Source organism: Pseudomonas tehranensis (assembly GCF_014268615.1).
In the GTDB taxonomy this organism is placed as follows: Bacteria; Pseudomonadota; Gammaproteobacteria; order Pseudomonadales; family Pseudomonadaceae; genus Aquipseudomonas; species Aquipseudomonas tehranensis.
On record NZ_JABWQV010000100.1, the window covers coordinates 1 to 17,027 of the forward strand.

The following is a 17,027-nucleotide window of genomic DNA, read 5'->3' on the forward strand; positions in this document are numbered from 1 at the left end:
TTGCGGTGTAGGTGATCTGGCCGCCTTCGGTCACCGTGTTGCCTGCCGTCAGCGTGACGGTGGTGGTGTCAACGGTGTCGGTGATCTGGGTGACTGCCGGTGTGGTGGGCAAGGTCACGGCAATGCCGGTGCCGCCGGTAGTGCCGGTGACGGTGACGCTGATCTGGCTAGCGTCGTTATAGACGGTGTCGTTCGGCGCCAGGGGAACGTTGACGCTACCGGTCAGTTGCCCGGCGGGAATCACGATCACTGCGCCGTTGGACAAGGTCACGGTCAGGTTGGTCTGAGGCGCCTGGGTGACGGTCGCGGTGTAGACCAGCACGCCGCCGGCCTCGGTCAGGGTCGGGGTGGCGCTCAGGGTCAAAGTCGAGTCAAGCAATGCGTTGGCAGTGGTATTGGCGTCGGTGTCGCCGCCGGTGATGTCGTCGTCAGCGGCCGCGGCTGCGCTCAAACCCTCAGTCGGGAACCCGATGGTCGGGTCGACGCTGCCAGCGGTGGCATCCAGCATCACAACGCTGTGGCCGCCCCCGGCGGCCCCGCCCGTACCTGCTGCAGTGGCGCCAGCGGCGGTGGCTTCAAGGGCGGTCGTCGGGTCGACCCCGGCGGCAATGGCCTGCTGCAGTTCTTCTACCGACGGCGCAGCCTGGGCAGTGGCCTGGGCGAGATCGGTGGAGGAGTCCGGGGCACTGGCGCTCCACTGGGTGTCGCGACCCAGGTCCAGCGTGCGCCCATCGGCCAGCTCCAATGTAACGGCGCCAGCAGCGCCGGTGTCCAATTGATCGCCTGTGGACAGGCGGTCACCTTCAATGAGCACACGCCGGATGCCTTCGGGGGATACGACGAAAACCTGACCAACAATGCTTTTGACGACGGCAATAACACTGCTCATTGAAGACTCTCCGGGTGCCACGTTCAGTAGACTTCCATGTACCGGACAGCCTGGGGCTGCGCCGGTCTGGACGCTCTTGCTTCGCTAATTAAGGTTGTTTTGACGCTTTGTCATGTCAATATTTTGGCTTATTTTTTTGGTTTATTTGTTTATGCCAAACTATTGACCTTCTGCTGGCCATCCTAAACAATCGCTTCAGTAATGTCACATTGATATTTAAGCGGCGACCTGTTCTTTCGGTGCATGATTCACTGCCTGTTTCGAACTTTCCGACATACGGTCATCCCGGTTGCCATCATCCGATGCAGCGCCACCTTTCGCTGTGATTCAAGACAAGAGTTTCGGGAATAATCCAACCATGCGTTTGCACCTGTTCAAGGCTTTACCTTTCGCCCTCGCCGCCAGTTTCGTACAAGCACAAACCTTGCCGCAGGCTATGCAACAGGCGCTGGATGTCCATCCTGAGATTCAGGCTGGTGTGAACAGCCGACTGGCGGCGGACTACCAACTCAAGGCCGCTAAAGGCGGCTACCTGCCTAGAGTGGACCTTGCAGCGGGGTACGGTCGCGAAGGTACTGACAGTGTGACGACCCGTTCGGGCAGCAATAACCATTGGGAAACCTTGAACCGTAGCGAGTCCAGCCTGCGCCTGACGCAAATGGTTTTTGACGGTTTTGCGACGTCCAGCGAAGTGGGGCGTCAACAAGCCACCGTCAATGCCCGTGCCTACTCGTTGCTGGATGCGTCCGAGCGCACCGGGTTGACCGTGGCTCAGGTTTATCTCGATGTGCTGACCCGACGCGAGTTCGTGCGTTTGGCCGAGGAAAACCTCAAGAGTCACGAGCGCATCTTCGATCAAATCAAGCTGCGCACCGACCGTGGCGTGGGCAGCGGCGCCGATCTGGATCAGGCTGAGGCGCGCATGGCCCAGGCCCGTAACAACCTGATCACCGAGCAGACCAACCTGGCCGATGCAGAGACCAACTACCTCAGCGCCGTGGGTCAGATGCCCGATCAACTGGAACGCCCCGCCGATTTTCTGGCGCTGTTGCCGGCCAACATGAACGAGGCCCGTGCCCAGATGCTGGAAAACAGCCCGGTGTTGCGTTCGGCCGAAGCAGACATCGCGGCTGCCGAGCAACAGTACGAAGCCGCCAAGTCGAGCTTCTACCCACGCTTCGACGCCGAGTTGGGCCGTACCGCCGACAACGATCTGGATGGTCAGAACGGTCACAACAACGAATGGCAAGCTATGCTGCGCATGCGTTTCAACCTGTACGCCGGTGGTAGCAACAAGGCGGATCTGGAATCCAAGTCGTATTTGTCGAACCAGGCCTTGGACATCCGCAACAATGCCCTGCGTCAACTGACTGAAGAGTTGGGCTTGGCCTGGAATGCCCTCAACAACGCCAATGCCCAAGTGCCGATTGCCCAGCAGTACGTCGACCACAGCGCCAACGTACGCACCGCCTACCAGCGGCAGTTCGGCCTCGGCGAGCGGACCCTGCTCGACTTGCTCGACAGCGAAAACGAGCTGTTCAGCGCCTCCCGCCGCCTGGCGGAGATCAAGAACGTGCAGTTGTTCAGCCAATATCGGATCAAGGCAACCATGGGGCAGTTGCTCAAAAGTCAGGGGGTTGTCGCGCCGTTGGCATCCGTTGTGCAGAATGACGTCAAGCCCAGGGTCCAGTTGCCTGGGATGAATTGAGTCATCCATCCCGTTTCGATCAGCAAAGAGTGCCCAGCGTGGAATCAGAAGTCAGTCGAGTCGAACTCATCCATGATCCGCGCACGCTGCATGACGACCCGTTGCTGGACGGCTTGCTGGCGCTTTGCATGCTCCATCAGAAGCCGGCCAGCGCGGCGATGCTCACCACCGGCCTGCCGTTGCCCAAGCAACGATTGAGCGTCGAATTATTGTCGCGAGCGGCGGCGCGTGCCGGTCTGCAAGGCCGGGTGCTGCAACGCCGGCTCGAGCAGATACCGACCATCGCCATGCCGGCCCTGCTGTTGCTCAAGGAGGGTCGCAGCGCGGTGTTGCTCGGCTGGGTCGGCGATGACCAGGCGCGTTTGCTGCTCAGCGAAAGCGACGGCGGTGAAGTGACGGTCAGCCGTGAACTGCTGGCCGACGACTACAGCGGCAAAGTGTTCTTCGCTCAACCGCAACACAAATTCGACGTGAACCACGGCACGCTCATTCCTCGGGCGCGCTCGTGGTTCCGCGACACTCTCAAGCGGTCGCGCTGGCTGTACGCCGACGCCATCGCCGCCAGCTTGCTGATCAACATTATCGCCATGGCGGCGCCGCTGTTCGTGATGAACGTTTACGATCGCGTGGTGCCGAACCAAGCCGAGTCCACCCTGTGGGTGCTGGCGATCGGTATTACCGGCGCCTATGTGTTCGACCTGATCCTCAAGATGCTTCGCAGCCTGTGCCTGGACCTGGCCGGCAAGAAAACCGACCTGATCATTTCGGCGACGCTGTTCGAGCGCATCGTTGGCATGGCCATGAAGTATCGCCCGGCACGGGTGGGTAGCTTTGCCCAGAACATCCATGAATTCCAAAGCCTGCGGGACTTTCTCGCCTCGCTGACCCTTACCAGCCTGATCGATCTGCCGTTCACCTTGCTGATCTTCATGGTCATCGCGATCCTCGGCGGGCATCTGGTGTGGATTCCGGTGCTGGCCTTTCCGATTGCCCTGCTGATCGGCTACGCCTTACAAAAGCCCCTGGTGGCGACCATGGAGCGAACCATGGCTCTGGGCGCCGAGCGTCAATCGAGCCTGATCGAAACCCTGGCCGGTCTGGATGCGGTGAAGGTCAACAACGCCGAGAGTGAGCGCCAGTATCAGTGGGAACAAACCATTGGCACGCTCAGCCGCCTCGAGCTGCGGGTGAAGATGCTGTCCGGCCTGGCGATGAACATCACCTTGCTGATCCAGCAGTTGGCCGGGGTGATCATGATTGTCTTCGGCGTCTATCAGATCATCGACGGCAACCTGAGCATGGGTGGATTGATCGCCTGCTACATGCTCAGTGGCCGCGCCCTCAGCCCATTGGCGTCGCTGTCGGGTCTGTTGACTCGCTATCAGCAGGCGCGGGTGACCATGGTGTCGGTCGATCAGATGATGGAGCTGCCCCAGGAGCGCAATTTCGAAGAGCGTCCGTTGAGCCGTAAGGTCTTGCAGGGTGCCATTGAATGCCGTCAGTTGAATTTCACCTACCCGAACCAGCAGAACGCTGCGCTGAAGAACATCAACCTGGTGATCAAACCGGGGGAAAAGATCGGCATCATTGGCCGTAGCGGCTCGGGTAAGAGCTCCCTGGCCAAGTTGCTGGTGGGCCTGTATCAGCCGGACGACGGTGCACTGCTGGTCGATGGTGTGGACATTCGCCAGATCGACGTCAGCGAGTTGCGCTACAACATCGGATATGTGCCACAGGATATCCAGCTACTGGCCGGCACCCTGCGGGACAACCTGACCTCCGGCGCCCGTTACGTCGAGGACGAACTGGTGCTCCAGGCCGCCGAACTGGCCGGTGTGCATGAGTTCGCGCGGCTGCATCCGCAAGGCTATGAACTGCAAGTGGGCGAGCGCGGGCAGAACCTGTCCGGCGGGCAGCGACAGAACGTCGCCCTGGCCCGTGCGCTGCTGCTCAACCCGCCGATCCTGCTATTGGATGAACCCACCAGCGCCATGGACAACACCGGCGAGGAGCGCTTGAAACAGCGCCTGGCCGCTGTGGTGGAAAACAAGACGGTGCTGCTGGTGACGCACCGGGCATCCTTGTTGTCGCTGGTGGACCGCCTGTTGGTGATCGACCGCGGGCAGATCCTCGCCGACGGCCCGAAAGCCGCGGTGATGGAAGCGTTGAAGAAGGGGCAGATCAGTGTTGCTTAAGTCGGGTTTGAAAAGTGCCGTGGGCCGTTATTTCAAGGGCTCGGACTCGCTGCATGGCCAGCCTCTGCCTGAGGTCAACAAAGCCCTGATCGAAGACGCCCCGCGGGTGGTGCGGCTGACGATCTGGGGGATCATCGGCTTCTTTGTCTTCCTGTTGCTGTGGGCCAACTTCGCGCAGGTCGACGAAGTGACCAAGGGCGACGGCAAGGCGATTCCGTCGTCCAAGATCCAGAAGATCCAGAACCTGGAAGGCGGGATCGTTGCCGAGCTGTTTGTCAGCGAAGGGCAGATCGTCGAGGCCGGCGCGCCGTTGATTCGCCTGGATGACACGCGGTTTGTCTCCAATGTGGGGGAAACCGAAGCTGATCGCTTGTCCATGTTATTGCGGGTCGAACGTTTGAGTGCCGAGGTCGATGATCGGCCGCTGAACTTCCCCGACGATGTGCTCAAGGCCGTACCGCGTCAGGCTGCCAGCGAGGAGTCGCTGTACATCAGCCGCCGCCAACAGCTGCACGATGAAATCGGCGGGCTGCAGGAGCAGTTGATTCAGCGTCAGCAGGAACTGCGCGAGTTTGTTTCCAAGCAGTCGCAATATCGCTCGGCCCTTTCACTGCAGCGCCAGGAGATCAACATGTCCGAGCCGCTGGTCGCTCAAGGCGCGGTGTCGCCGGTGGAAGTGCTGCGGCTCAAGCGGGCTGAAGTCGAAACCCGTGGACAACTGGACGCCACGACTCTGGCGATTCCCCGCGCTGAATCGGCGATCAAGGAAGTGCAGCGCAAGATCGATGAGACGCGCGGCAAGTTCCGCAGCGAAGCCCTGACCCAACTCAATGAGGCGCGTACCGACCTGAACAAGGCTCAGGCCACCGGCAAGGCTTTGGAGGATCGGGTAAGCCGTACACTGGTCACCTCGCCGGTGCGGGGTATCGTCAACAAGTTGCTGGTGAACACCATCGGTGGGGTCATCCAGCCCGGCAGCGACCTGGTGGAAATCGTACCTCTGGACGACACGCTTCTGGTGGAAGCGAAAATCCGTCCCCAGGACATCGCCTTCCTGCACCCCGGTCAGGACGCCACGGTGAAATTCACCGCGTACGACTACACCATCTACGGTGGATTGAAAGCCAAGCTGGAACAGATCGGTGCCGACACCATCACCGATGAAGACAAGAAAACCACCTATTACATCATCAAGCTACGCACCGAACGCAGTCACCTGGGCACCGCTGAAAAGCCCCTGTTGATCATTCCGGGCATGGTGGCCTCGGTGGACATCATCACCGGCAAGAAAACCGTGCTCAGCTACCTGCTCAAGCCCATCATCAAGGCCCGGGCCGAGGCGTTGCACGAGCGGTAATTGAACCAGTCCTGTCACGAGCTTGCTTGCGGTGGCCGGCTTTCTTCAAGGTGGTGTCCATATCACCAGTAATCCGGCTTGATGGCAGGGGCCTTGTGAGTGGGCACTCGGTCAGGGAACTGGTGGGACTGGAGTTCGTCGCAGGTGACAACGCGACGGGTCCAGTGAGCGTATTGCTTTAAAGAGCCCGGAGATGGACGATTTAGCTCGGCACGGTGGGGAAGGACGACGCCGATGGTTATTTCGGGAAAATCCTCCCGGACGGCCCTTAAGGCAGGAGTCATGTCGGTGTCGCTGGATACAAGTACTATCTGTTCCAAGCACTCATTGTCGTTCAGCTTCGTTTGCCTGGCAGCGGTTCGGTACATGCTGATTGCTATATGAACATCCGTTTCTTTTTCCTCCAGCTTCCAGATGTCGACTTTGTCCTTGCGAGAGGCTTTCGTCTTCCTATCAATGAAGCGAGGGGCTTTGGCAGGTTCAAGTTGATGATGACCGTAATGGACGCGGATATTGGTCGTTTTCAGCGCGCGGATGTAGGTGTCCTGCGCTTCCTTTGATACTCGACCTCGGGTAGCCAGCAGAGGTTTGACCGATGAAGTGAAGTAATCAACTGAAGCAAGTGTGCTGCGTGGATTTTCTATGTGTGCGATATGTGCCAACAGGCTTCGCAAATCCAGCCATTTGTAAGGCGTATCCGCCAATAGTCCGTAAAAGACATTGTAGCCATCAACAAAAAATGCAGTCCGCACGAATTTATTCCCCAGAAACGAAAAAACCGGCCTAAGCCGGTTTTTTCACCCCAACAGCCAGAGAACTGAATCTCTGCGTACGGGGTTGAGTAGGGTCATCCTAAGTTGAGCGTGTCATGACGTCAACCGGTGCCTGGATCACCCTCATTACCGGCGAATCAGTTTCGAAGGTACGCATGGGAGAAGGGCAAGCCCTTTTTCATTTTATCTGTTGGCGTTTGTTGCGGAATAGAAGCGTCCTTTTGATATCGAAAAAGATCCATCACTCAAAACCGGTTGGAAGGAATGTAAAAATCCCATTTCTCTGTAGGATTTGATACCCGTTCAAATCTGCAAAGAACCCGGCTGGTTTTTGACTCCATTCTGGTCTTTTTGAAACAACATATTTCTACCCATCACGGCTACTCCCTTGACGCCCCCCACCGCTGTCGTAGACTCCGCCCATCCGTCAGGGAGTAGCGGTTATGCGGCGTTCAGCTAGTTGGGTTTGGGGGTTGGTCTTTGTAACGTGCTGGGTGCAGGCGCAAACGCCTGCTTCCGATGATCCGCTGCTCGAGAGCGGCATCAGGGCCAGTGCGCCGAGCGGCAATGAGGCGCGCGGGGTGCTTCGGGCACGGGATCAGGCGGTGCTTGCCAGTGAGTTGGCCGGGCGAATTGTCGAGTTGCCGTTCAGTGAAGGGGAGTCTTTCAAGCAGGGCGATACCCTGGCGCGTTTCGATTGTTCAGCGTACCAGGCTCAGCTCAATGCAGCTCGGGCTGCGAGCCGTGGTGCCAGTGAAGAACTGGCCCATAACAAGCAATTGGCAGCGTTGAAATCGGTCGGGCGTTTCGAAGTGGCGCGCGCCGAGGCCAGGCTTAGCGAGGCGCAGGCGCAGTCCCAGGTTTATCAGGTCCAGGTCAAGCGCTGCAGCGTGATCGCGCCGTTCGATGGGCAGGTGGTGGCGCGCGAGGTCCAGCGCTATGAAAGCGTGGCCGCCGGCGCGCCGTTGCTGGACGTGGTCGACAACCGCACTCTTGAAATCCATCTGCTGGTGCCTTCGCGCTGGATGGGCAGGCTCAAGCCGGGCCAGTCCTTTACCTTTGTCCCCGATGAAACTGGCCAGCCGCTGCAAGCGACGGTCAAACGCCTTGGCGCGCGCATCGACGAGGGCAGCCAGACTTTGCTGCTGGTGGCGACGCTGCCCGACGCCAAGGGTCTGTTGTCCGGTATGAGCGGTACAGCGCGTTTCGCGGAGTTCAAGTGAACGCGCCGATCACGGGCAGCGCCGAACAGGTATTTGCCCGATTCCTTGACCTGGAGCGCCAGACGCGGGCCGCGCGTACCCCAGCGCAGCTGAGCTATAGCCTGGTCAACGATGGTCAGGCCCTCTTTGGGTTTCGCCATGCCGCGCTGTTGATCGCTGGCAAGGTCCAGGCGGTGACAGGTGTCAGTGCGGTGGAGCCGAACGCACCGTTTGTGGCGTTTGTCGAGCAGGCCGTGGCGCAGTTGTTCAAACAGGGCGTACTGAGTCAGGCTCGGGTGATTGCCGCTGATGGGGTGAGCGACGCCATTCAGGCGGACTGGCGAAGCCTGTCGGCGGGGCAGGTGTTCTGGCTGCCGTTGATCGATCATCAGGGGCAGGTATTCGGCGGTTTGTGGCTGGCCCGTGACCTGCCATGGCCCCCCTCTGAACAAGTGCTGCTGTCGCAACTGGGCGACACCTACAGTCATGCCTGGCTGGCGCTGCAACCGCGCAAGCCGTGGCGCTTGCGTTGGACCCGCAAGCGTCAGGTCGCCTTGGTGGCGGTGCTGCTGCTGGGCTTGCTGGTTCCTGTCCGTCAGTCGGTATTGGCTCCGGCCGAAGTCGTGCCGCTGGGCGGGCAGGTAGTGGCGGCACCGCTGGACGGCGTGATCGCCGAGTTCCTGGTCAAACCCAACCAGAGCGTCAAAAGTGGTGACTTGTTGTTGCGCTTCGAAAGCACCAGTCTCAAGGCCCAGGCCGATGTGGCCGAGCGCGTGTTGGGCGTGGCTGAGGCGGAGCTCAAGGCCAACTCTCAGCGCTCGTTTGCCGATGCCGAGTCGAGTTCGAAGATCGATCTGTTGGCTGCTCGCGTCGAGCAGAAACGCGCCGAACGCGACTACGCAATCGAATTGCTCAAACGCAGCGAAGTACGCGCCGAACGGGATGGTATTGCGGTATTTGCCGATGCAGAACGTTGGCTCGGCAAGCCGGTGCAGACGGGTGAGCGGTTGATGGAAATCGCTGATCCGAATCAGGCCGAATTGCGTATTGAGCTGGCAGTGGGCGACGCGATTGACCTGGCCCCTGGTGCCCAGGTGGCGTTGTTCCTCGACAGTGATCCGTTGCAGCGACACCTGGCCAGGCTCGAACGTTCGGCCTACGAGGCGCAACCCACTGCTGCCGGGCAATTGGCGTATCGCCTGGACGCGCGTTTCGATGACGCGGCGCCGCGCATCGGCCTGCGGGGCACGGCAAAAATTTTCGGCGATCGCGCCCCGCTGGCGCTGTACCTGTTGCGGCGACCCCTGGCCGGCTTGCGCCAGAGCGTGGGTCTGTAGCATGGAACTGCCGAGCCTGCGGCCAGACCTGCAATTGTCCCCGGCGGCCCCGGACCCGGACGGCTCCCCTCAATGGACCCTGGCCGATCCGGTACGCGGGCGCTATTTCAAGCTGGGTGCGGCGGCGATGCGCATGCTGCGGCACTGGTCCCTCGGTGACCCGGAGCAGGTGTTGCAGGCCGCGAACCGTGAGCCGGGCCTACCGCTCAATGGTGAGTCGCTGGAGCAATTGCTGGGCTTTTTGCGAGGTCACGATCTGATCAGCGCCATGGACCCGCAACAGCGCGACAGCTATCAGTTCAAAACGGCCGCCCAGCGTCAGAGCCTGTGGCAGATCCTGCTGCACCAGTATCTGTTTTTTCGCATTCCGTTGTGGCGCCCGGATGCTTTTCTCAACCGCGCCTGGCCTTTTCTCGCCCGGTTCGGGCCCGCCATCCTGCGTTATGGCATGCCGCTGACCCTGGGCGTGGGTATTTTTCTGGTATCGCGGGACTGGCAGCGCTTCGTGGCGACTTTTCCGCACCTGTTCAGCCTGGGTGGCGCGCTGGCGTTCGGGGTGGCGTTGTTCTTCGCCAAGTTATGCCACGAGTTCGGTCATGCTTTCATGGCCAAGCGCGCCGGTTGCCGTGTGCAGAGCATGGGCGTGGCATTCATGGTGCTGTTGCCGATGTTCTATACCGACGTCAGCGACGCCTGGCGGATCAATGATCGTCGTGCCCGGCTGCTGATCGGCGCCGGTGGAGTGTTGGCCGAATTGTTGCTGGCGTGCATCGCCTTGCTGGCCTGGTCGCTGTTGCCCGACGGACCAGCCCGTACTGCCGCGTTCATGTTGGCCAGCGCCACCTGGATCACCACGTTGATCATCAACCTGAATCCCTTCATGCGCTTCGACGGTTATTTTCTGCTCAGTGATTTCTGGGCCGTGGATAACCTTCAGGGGCGAGCGTTTGCGTTGTGCCGCTGGCGCTTGCGTGAAGCCTTGTTCGGCTATGGCGCGGCGGCTCCGGAACCCTGGACGCCGAAAATGCGTCGGCGCCTGCTGGTATGGGGATACGGCGCCTGGTTATGGCGCGCGGCGTTGTTTCTCGGTATTGCCCTGGCGGTCTATCACTTGTTCTTCAAGGTGTTGGGCATTTTCCTGATGTTGGTGGAATTGGTGTGGTTCATTTTTATGCCCATCGTGAACGAATGGCGGCAGTGGTGGAGCCGGCGCGAGCAGGCTCATGGTCCGCGAGTGCTGCTCAGTGGCCTGGTGTTACTGGCGTTGGCGTTGGTGCTGCTGTTGCCCTGGCGCAGCGCCGTTGAGGTGCCGGTCATGCTTGAGGCCGGTCGTGCCAGCGCCTTGCATGCGCCGGTGGCGGCGCGGATCAAACAGGTGAATGTGCATGACGGCCAGACCGTGGCCCAGGGCGATGTGTTGATCGAGCTGGAGTCGCCGGACATGACCTCGCGCCTGGCGATTGTGCGTCGGGAAATAGAGATCCAGCAGCTGCAGATGCGTCGCCAGGCTGGGCGCAGCGAAACCGCCGCCGATGCCGGGATCGTCGAACAACAACTGGCCGAAGCGGTGGCTGAATACCGGGGCCTGGCCGCCCAGCGCGAGCGCCTGCTGTTACGCGCGCCCCATGCCGGACAGGTGCGCGATCTATTGCCGCAGTTGTCGGTGGGGCGCTGGTTGTCACCCACCCAGCCGCTGGCGCGGGTGGTACAGGCTGACTCCCGGTTACGCGGCTACCTGACCGAAGCCGAGCTTTGGCGGGTCGAGCCCGGGGCCACGGGGCGGTTCATCGCGGACGATCCAATGCACGCCTCGATTGCCGTGCAATTGAACGAGATCGATACCAATGGCGTGGCCTGGGTCGAGCAACAGGCGTTGACGTCCGATCATCACGGGCCGATTGCGGTGCGCCGTGACTCGCAACAACGCGCGGAGCCGGTGCAGGCGCAATATGGCGTGCGTTTGAGTGCAATGGATGACACACCTGCTCCGGCTCAACCGCTGCGTGGCGTAGTGGTGTTGCAGGGGCACGGTGAATCGGTGCTGGGAGCGACCTGGCGTCGGCTGGCGGCGTTGGGTGTACGGGAAAGCGGGTTCTAAGGAGCAGGCATGGAGTCAGTCGCGGCAGAGGGTCTGGTAGTGAGGCCATCGCGGGTCAATGATGGCCCGTTTTTGCAGAGCCTTTATCAGACCGCGCGAGCGGACCTGCAATGGATCGATGGCGAGCCGGAGCAGGTGCAGCAGGTGGTCGCGCAGCAGTTCCAGGTGCAGGAGCAAGGCATGGGAGCGCACTTTCCTAATGCCATGCATTACGTCGTGGAAAAGCTCGGCACCGCTATCGGTGCGTTGAGCGCTGATTTTGGCCCCAATGAGATTCGCGTGCTGTACCTGGCCTTCATCCCCCAGGCGCGCGGACAGGGGTACGGTCGGGCGGTGCTGCAAGGGGTGCAAAAAGCCGCGCAACAAATCCGCTGTCCGGTGGCGACCGTCGTCTGGGCCAGCAACCCCCACGCCCGCCAGCACTACCTGGCGCTGGGGTTCGAAGTGCAAGAGCGCAACCCGGCCGCAGAACGGTTGGTTTGGTATCCGAAAGGAAGCTGAGCAATTCTTGCAGGTGCTATGAACCCTTGTGGGAGCGGGCTTGCTCGCGAAGGCGGCTGACCAGTAACAAATCAGCCAACTGACACACCGCCTTCGCGAGCAAGACCGCTCCCACAATAGACCTCTGCGAACACAGGTTGGTACGCGCTTCTCTGCCGCTAGTTGAACGCGATATAGAAATACCCCACCGCCGAATCGCGTCCCATGGGCGGGACTCGCGACACAAACACCCCTTCGAGTCTTCCCAGTTCTGGCACCTCCAGCCCACAGAGCCCGTCCACGAAGTCCGTGCGATGCAGGCTGTTGAATTCCACGCTGAACGGCATGCGCTCGGCGCTCGGCATCTTCGCCCGAGGTGCTTGCTCGAGGGTTTCGAACCTTACGGGCAGGGTACTTCCGTCGGGTAGGGTCAAGCTGCTGGTCTGGCCCAGCAGCGCTTGGAAATGGTGGCTATGAACCTGTAGCAGCATATCGACACTCCAGCAGGCCGGAGGGCCGCAGCCCTCCGGCCTGCCATCAGTTACGGGACGGGAAGATGCCTTGCAGGGCAATGCTGAAGTTGATTGCCAGGAACGGGTTCATGATCTCCATTGGCTGCCCGTTGCCTGCGGGGGAAACCGTGCCGCTGACGGTAGTGGTCACCCCCTGCAGCGACACGGGTGAGGCGCCAATCTGGTCTGAATAAATAGCGGCCGAGCCCGGCCCGGTACCCGAGGTGCCGATGAACGAGTTGGTTGCCGTTGGCGTATTCACCGGATTGCTGGCCGGGTTCGCCAGTTGTAGGGTGGTCGCAGCCGTGATGCCCGTGAGGGCATGGGTGTGCGCGGGCAGGTTGGCCTGCGTCGCGGTGACGCTTTCAGTGCCGGAAACCGTGCCGATGTCCCGCGGGCTCAGGCCTATGCCGGTGCCCATACCCATGGGCAAGCGACCTTGCAGGTTGGGCAGCATAAAGGTGGTCTGGCCGTTGCCTCCGTAGGTCACGCCGATCAGGGCAAACAAGGTCTGATATTGAGAAAGGGCCAGTGTTTGCCCGTTGCACAGTGCCCAATCTCTGGGCGCGAAGTCAAAGGCGAACGACTGGATAGTGCCGATGAATACTTCCATAGAATCCTCATCCATCAGGTTATTGGTATGGCGGCTGGTCACGCATGGCTGAGCGTAGACGCGGTTGTTTCATCCTGCCGGGAGAAAAGCACGGAAAAATCCTGCCGTTTGGCTTAATCGATTCAGGTCAAGAAAGCGTTCATACCGTCCATCTTTTTTACAGCTATCGAGGGGATTGATGGCAAAGTAGTACTAGGCGGCAATTATTTCATCGGCTACGCTTCGCGATACAAAGGGACTACAAACAAGGTGAAGGGATTGTCGCAGTTTCACTTTATTTCCGGTTTGCCGCGCTCGGGCTCGACCCTGCTCTCTGCCATTTTGCTGCAAAACCCGCGCTTTCATGCTGGCATGACCAGTCCCGTCGGATCGCTGTTCAGCAGTGTCCTGCAGCAATGCAGCGCCGGCAGCGAGTTTGGTTCGGTGATTGACACCGACCTGCGCCGCCGCCTGTTGCGCGGGCTGTTCGACTCCTACTACGCCGACAAGGCCGACAAACCCGTCATCTTCGATACAAATCGCCAGTGGTGCGCCCGGTTGCCTGCGCTGCAGGACCTGTTCCCCCAAGCCAAGATCATCGCCTGCGTGCGCAACGTCGCCTGGGTACTGGACAGCCTTGAGCGGCTTTACCGGGCCAATCCGTTCGAGAACACCAAGCTGTTCAATGACGATGATGAGCGCAACACCGTCTACAGCCGCTGCGAAACCCTGGCCCAGCGCAACCGCCTGGTGGGATTTGCCTGGACGGCGCTCAAAGAGGCGTATTACGGCGAAAACGCCGAGTCCATGTTGATCGTCGACTACGACCTGTTGAGCCAGGCCCCGGAGCGGGTGATGCGGCTGGTGTACGAGTTCATCGGTGAGCCGTGGTTCGAGCACGATTTCAATCACTTGACCTACGACGCACCGGCCTTCGACCAGGCGCTGGGCGTTGCCGGCCTGCACAAAGTCAAGCCCAAGGTCGCGCTGCAAACCCGGCGTACCCTGCTGCCGCCGGATCTGTTTGAGAAGTATGCCGAGTTGTCGTTCTGGCGCGATGGGTCCGCAAGCGCCGCCAATGTCATTCGTATGAAAACCGACGCCGCGGTCAGCTGACTCGCGGTTTTTTTCATTTGCGTGTTTAAAAAGTTCGAATCCAGGTGAACGTCATGTGGTGGAGCAAAGGCAAATCGCGGGTAACCGAGGGCGCACAAGCCCTGGCATCGCCAATGATCATGTCCCTGGAGCCGCGAATGCTGTTCGACGGCGCGGTGGCGGCTACCGTGGCCGATGCCGCACAGGCGGACGCCCAACCCACCGCAGACGCGGCCAAGACGCCTGCCGCTGACCAGGCTTCAGACAGCCATGCGCCTCAGGGCCAGGCCGATGCCACCCAGGCCGCTGTGCCGGGCAAGACCGTGGTGTTTGTTGATTCTCGGGTCAAGGACTCGGCAGGCCTGCTTGAAGGCGTTGCGCCCGGTACCCAGGTGGTGCAATTGGATGCCACCAAGGACGGCCTGCAACAGATCGCCGATTACCTGGACACCCACCAGGGCATCAGTTCGGTGCAGATCATCGCCCACGGTAATGCCGGTGACTTGTGGCTGGGCAGCGCCTACCTGTCGGCAGATAACGTCCAGGCCCGTGGCGAAGTGCTGGCGCAGATCGGCCAGGACATGAACGCTGGTGGCGATATCCTGATTTACGGCTGCTACACAGCCGAGGGCGACAGCGGCCTGAAGCTGGTCAATTCACTGGCGCAGTTGACCGGCCGCGACGTGGCGGCCTCCACCGACCGCACGGGGCTTGGCGGCGACTGGGACCTGGAAATCGCCACTGGCACCATCGAAAGCGCCAACGTGCTGTCGGCCACTGCCATGAGTGAATACCAGTGGGGCCTGGCCACCTGGACCGCCACCAACAATTTCAATTCCGGCATCGGTTCTCTGCGCGCAGCTTTGGATTCTGCGCAGAACGGCGACATCGTCACCTTCAATGCCAACATGACCGTCGCGCTGACCCAGGTGCTGGTGGTCGACAAGAACGTCACCATCGATGGCGATCTCAACAATGACAACGTGGCCGACGTCACCCTCGACGGGCAGTACCGCACACAGATCATCAACGTGACGGCTGGCACCACGGCCACCCTTGATGGCCTGGTGATCACCCGGGGTATGACGGCGGGCAACGGCGGTAATGGCGGCGACGATGCGCTGGTGTCCAAGGGTGGCGGCATTTACAACGCCGGCACCCTGACCCTGAGGAACGTCACGGTCACCGCCAACGCCGCTTCGGGTGGTGGGGGCGGCGGCGGTGTGACACCGCAATACTCCGGTGGCGCCGGCGGTGGTGGCGGTGCGATAGGCGCCAGTCCAGGCAGTATCGGTGGTAGGGGCGGCGACACCCTCGGGTATATGGGGTCTTCCGGATCGGTTGGCCAGGGCGGTACCGGCGGCAGTAACAACGGCAGCCAGGGCGGTAGTGGCGGTTCCTCTATCGGTGGCGGCGGCGGTGCGGCTTATCCTGGCTATAGCACTGGTTCTTCCGGTGGCACGGCCAGCAGCGCTGGATTGTCCATTGGCGGTGGCGGCGGTGGTAACGGCTATAACGACATCGGCGGTGCCGGTGGCGGAGCGGTCGGTGGTATCTACAACGACACGGGCGCGACCCTGCGGATCATCGGCAACACGGTGATTTCCAACAACGTCGGGGCGGGCGGTGGCGGTGGCGGTGGCGGCGGAGGTGGCTACACCCAAACGGGCGGTGCCGGTGGCGTCGGTGTCGGCGCCATCTGGAACAAAGGCTCGATCCTGATCACTGCGGCCAACTTCGCAGCCCTGGCCGGCAACGTCGGCGGCAGCGGCACTGGGGGCTCGAGCGCTGGCAGCGCGGGCGTTTCGCCAGCGTCGGTGGCCAACGTCTACGGCGACGGCGGCACCATCAACACCAACTATGTGCCCGACGAGACGCCGCCCACCGCGACCGTCGTGGTGGCCAATACCAACCTGAACTCCGGTGGCACGTCGCTGGTGACCATCACCTTTTCCGAAGCCGTGACCGGCCTCACCGCAGCCGACCTGACGGTGCAGAACGGCACCATCGGCACCTTGACCAGCGGCGACGGTGGCATCACCTGGACCGGCACCTTGACCGCGGCCAGCAACATCGCCGACACCACCAACATCATCACCCTGAACAACACCGGGGTTGCCGACCTGGCCGGCAATGCCGGCGTGGGCACCACCGACTCGAACAATTACGTGGTCAACGACACCGTGGCGCCCACGGCGTCCATCGTGGTCAGCGACACTGCCCTCAGGGTAGGTGAAACCTCGGTAGTAACCATCACCTTCAGCGAAGCGGTGAGTGGTTTCACTGCCGCCGACCTGACCGTCGCCAACGGCTCGATCAGCGGCCTGAGCTCCAGCGACGGCGGCATCACCTGGACGGCTACCCTGACACCGGACGCCAGTATCACCGATACCAGTAACCTTGTGACCCTGAACAACACCGGGGTCGCTGACCTCAATGGCAACGTTGGCGTTGGCACCACCAACTCCAACAACTACGCCATTGATACCCTGCGCCCGACAGCAACCATCGTCGTGGCTGACACGGCACTGAGGGCAGGCGAAACGTCTCTGGTGACCATCACCTTCAACGAGGCGGTGAGCGGTTTCACTGTCGCCGACCTGACGGTGGCCAACGGCACGGTCACCGGGTTGAGCAGCAGCGACGGTGGTATCACCTGGACCGGGACACTGACCCCGACCGCCAGCATCAGTGACACCACCAACCTGATCACGCTGAACAACAGTGGCGTTGCCGATCAGTCCGGGAACGTTGGCACCGGCACCACCGATTCGAACAACTACGCCATC

13 protein-coding genes are annotated in these 17,027 nt (G+C 61.1%); 9 read left to right on the top strand and 4 right to left on the bottom strand.

What is annotated here, in order from left to right; all coding sequences use genetic code 11:
* A partial coding sequence (locus HU811_RS15680; protein ID WP_186656820.1) for a retention module-containing protein occupies window positions 1–889 on the bottom strand: 889 nt, incomplete at its 3' end.
* Window positions 890–1,247: 358 nt separating this feature from the next.
* On the opposite strand from HU811_RS15680, the gene HU811_RS15685 reads away from it, so the two are divergent.
* Genes HU811_RS15685 through HU811_RS15695 form a run of 3 tightly spaced genes read left to right on the top strand, consistent with a single transcriptional unit; the run spans window position 1,248 to window position 6,149 of the window.
* The gene (locus HU811_RS15685; RefSeq protein WP_186656822.1) at window positions 1,248–2,597 is read left to right on the top strand and encodes a TolC family outer membrane protein; all 1,350 of its coding nucleotides are present in this window, start codon (window positions 1,248–1,250) and stop codon (window positions 2,595–2,597) included.
* A 38-nt stretch (window positions 2,598–2,635) separates the two neighbouring features.
* Complete coding sequence (locus HU811_RS15690) at window positions 2,636–4,792, top strand: type I secretion system permease/ATPase (RefSeq protein ID WP_186656825.1); 2,157 nt, start codon at window positions 2,636–2,638, stop codon at window positions 4,790–4,792.
* Entirely contained in the window at window positions 4,782–6,149 is a 1,368-nt protein-coding gene (locus tag HU811_RS15695) for an HlyD family type I secretion periplasmic adaptor subunit (RefSeq protein WP_092403341.1), read from the top strand. The genes HU811_RS15690 and HU811_RS15695 overlap by 11 nt, the downstream gene beginning before the upstream one ends.
* Window positions 6,150–6,211: 62 nt before the next feature.
* Here HU811_RS15695 and HU811_RS15700 read toward each other — a convergent pair whose 3' ends face one another.
* Window positions 6,212–6,901: an NYN domain-containing protein gene (locus tag HU811_RS15700; RefSeq protein WP_092403339.1), complete on the bottom strand. Its 690-nt coding sequence runs from the start codon at window positions 6,899–6,901 to the stop codon at window positions 6,212–6,214.
* A 464-nt stretch (window positions 6,902–7,365) separates the two neighbouring features.
* On the opposite strand from HU811_RS15700, the gene HU811_RS15705 reads away from it, so the two are divergent.
* From HU811_RS15705 to HU811_RS15720, 4 genes are read left to right on the top strand one after another with little or no spacing between them, the layout of a single operon-like run.
* Window positions 7,366–8,145 carry an efflux RND transporter periplasmic adaptor subunit gene (locus HU811_RS15705; RefSeq protein WP_092403337.1) on the top strand — a complete coding sequence of 260 codons (780 nt, stop codon included), beginning with the start codon at window positions 7,366–7,368 and terminating at the stop codon, window positions 8,143–8,145.
* On the top strand, window positions 8,142–9,461 hold the full coding sequence (locus tag HU811_RS15710) for an efflux RND transporter periplasmic adaptor subunit (RefSeq protein ID WP_186656827.1): 1,320 nt from the start codon (window positions 8,142–8,144) through the stop codon (window positions 9,459–9,461). Before HU811_RS15705 ends, HU811_RS15710 begins: the two co-directional genes overlap by 4 nt.
* Before the next feature lies 1 nt (window position 9,462).
* Window positions 9,463–11,559 (top strand): site-2 protease family protein, encoded by a 2,097-nt coding sequence (locus HU811_RS15715; RefSeq protein ID WP_186656830.1) that lies wholly within the window; start codon window positions 9,463–9,465, stop codon window positions 11,557–11,559.
* Window positions 11,560–11,568: 9 nt separating this feature from the next.
* A complete protein-coding gene (locus tag HU811_RS15720) occupies window positions 11,569–12,060 on the top strand; it encodes a GNAT family N-acetyltransferase (protein ID WP_186656832.1) in 492 nt (163 codons plus the stop codon).
* A gap of 158 nt (window positions 12,061–12,218) precedes the next feature.
* On the opposite strand, the gene HU811_RS15725 is transcribed toward HU811_RS15720, so the two are convergent.
* Together HU811_RS15725 and HU811_RS15730 are read right to left on the bottom strand one after the other, a co-directional pair.
* The gene (locus HU811_RS15725; RefSeq protein WP_186656833.1) at window positions 12,219–12,530 is read right to left on the bottom strand and encodes a DUF6916 family protein; all 312 of its coding nucleotides are present in this window, start codon (window positions 12,528–12,530) and stop codon (window positions 12,219–12,221) included.
* A gap of 46 nt (window positions 12,531–12,576) precedes the next feature.
* A complete protein-coding gene (locus HU811_RS15730) occupies window positions 12,577–13,164 on the bottom strand; it encodes a phage tail protein (protein WP_092403327.1) in 588 nt (195 codons plus the stop codon).
* A 249-nt stretch (window positions 13,165–13,413) separates the two neighbouring features.
* Between HU811_RS15730 and HU811_RS15735 the strand changes: the two genes are divergently transcribed.
* Window positions 13,414–14,259 (top strand): sulfotransferase family protein, encoded by an 846-nt coding sequence (locus HU811_RS15735; RefSeq protein ID WP_186656834.1) that lies wholly within the window; start codon window positions 13,414–13,416, stop codon window positions 14,257–14,259.
* A gap of 53 nt (window positions 14,260–14,312) precedes the next feature.
* On the top strand, window positions 14,313–17,027 hold a 2,715-nt coding region (locus tag HU811_RS15740), incomplete at its 3' end, for an Ig-like domain-containing protein (RefSeq protein WP_186656835.1).

Coding starts and splice junctions, on each gene's coding strand:
- HU811_RS15685 (WP_186656822.1), top strand. CDS start 1,248: ATGCGTTTGCACCTGTTCAAGGCTTTACCTTTCGCCCTCGCCGCCAGT.
- HU811_RS15705 (WP_092403337.1), top strand. CDS start 7,366: ATGCGGCGTTCAGCTAGTTGGGTTTGGGGGTTGGTCTTTGTAACGTGC.
- HU811_RS15715 (WP_186656830.1), top strand. CDS start 9,463: ATGGAACTGCCGAGCCTGCGGCCAGACCTGCAATTGTCCCCGGCGGCC.
- HU811_RS15720 (WP_186656832.1), top strand. CDS start 11,569: ATGGAGTCAGTCGCGGCAGAGGGTCTGGTAGTGAGGCCATCGCGGGTC.
- HU811_RS15725 (WP_186656833.1), bottom strand. CDS start 12,530: ATGCTGCTACAGGTTCATAGCCACCATTTCCAAGCGCTGCTGGGCCAG.
- HU811_RS15730 (WP_092403327.1), bottom strand. CDS start 13,164: ATGGAAGTATTCATCGGCACTATCCAGTCGTTCGCCTTTGACTTCGCG.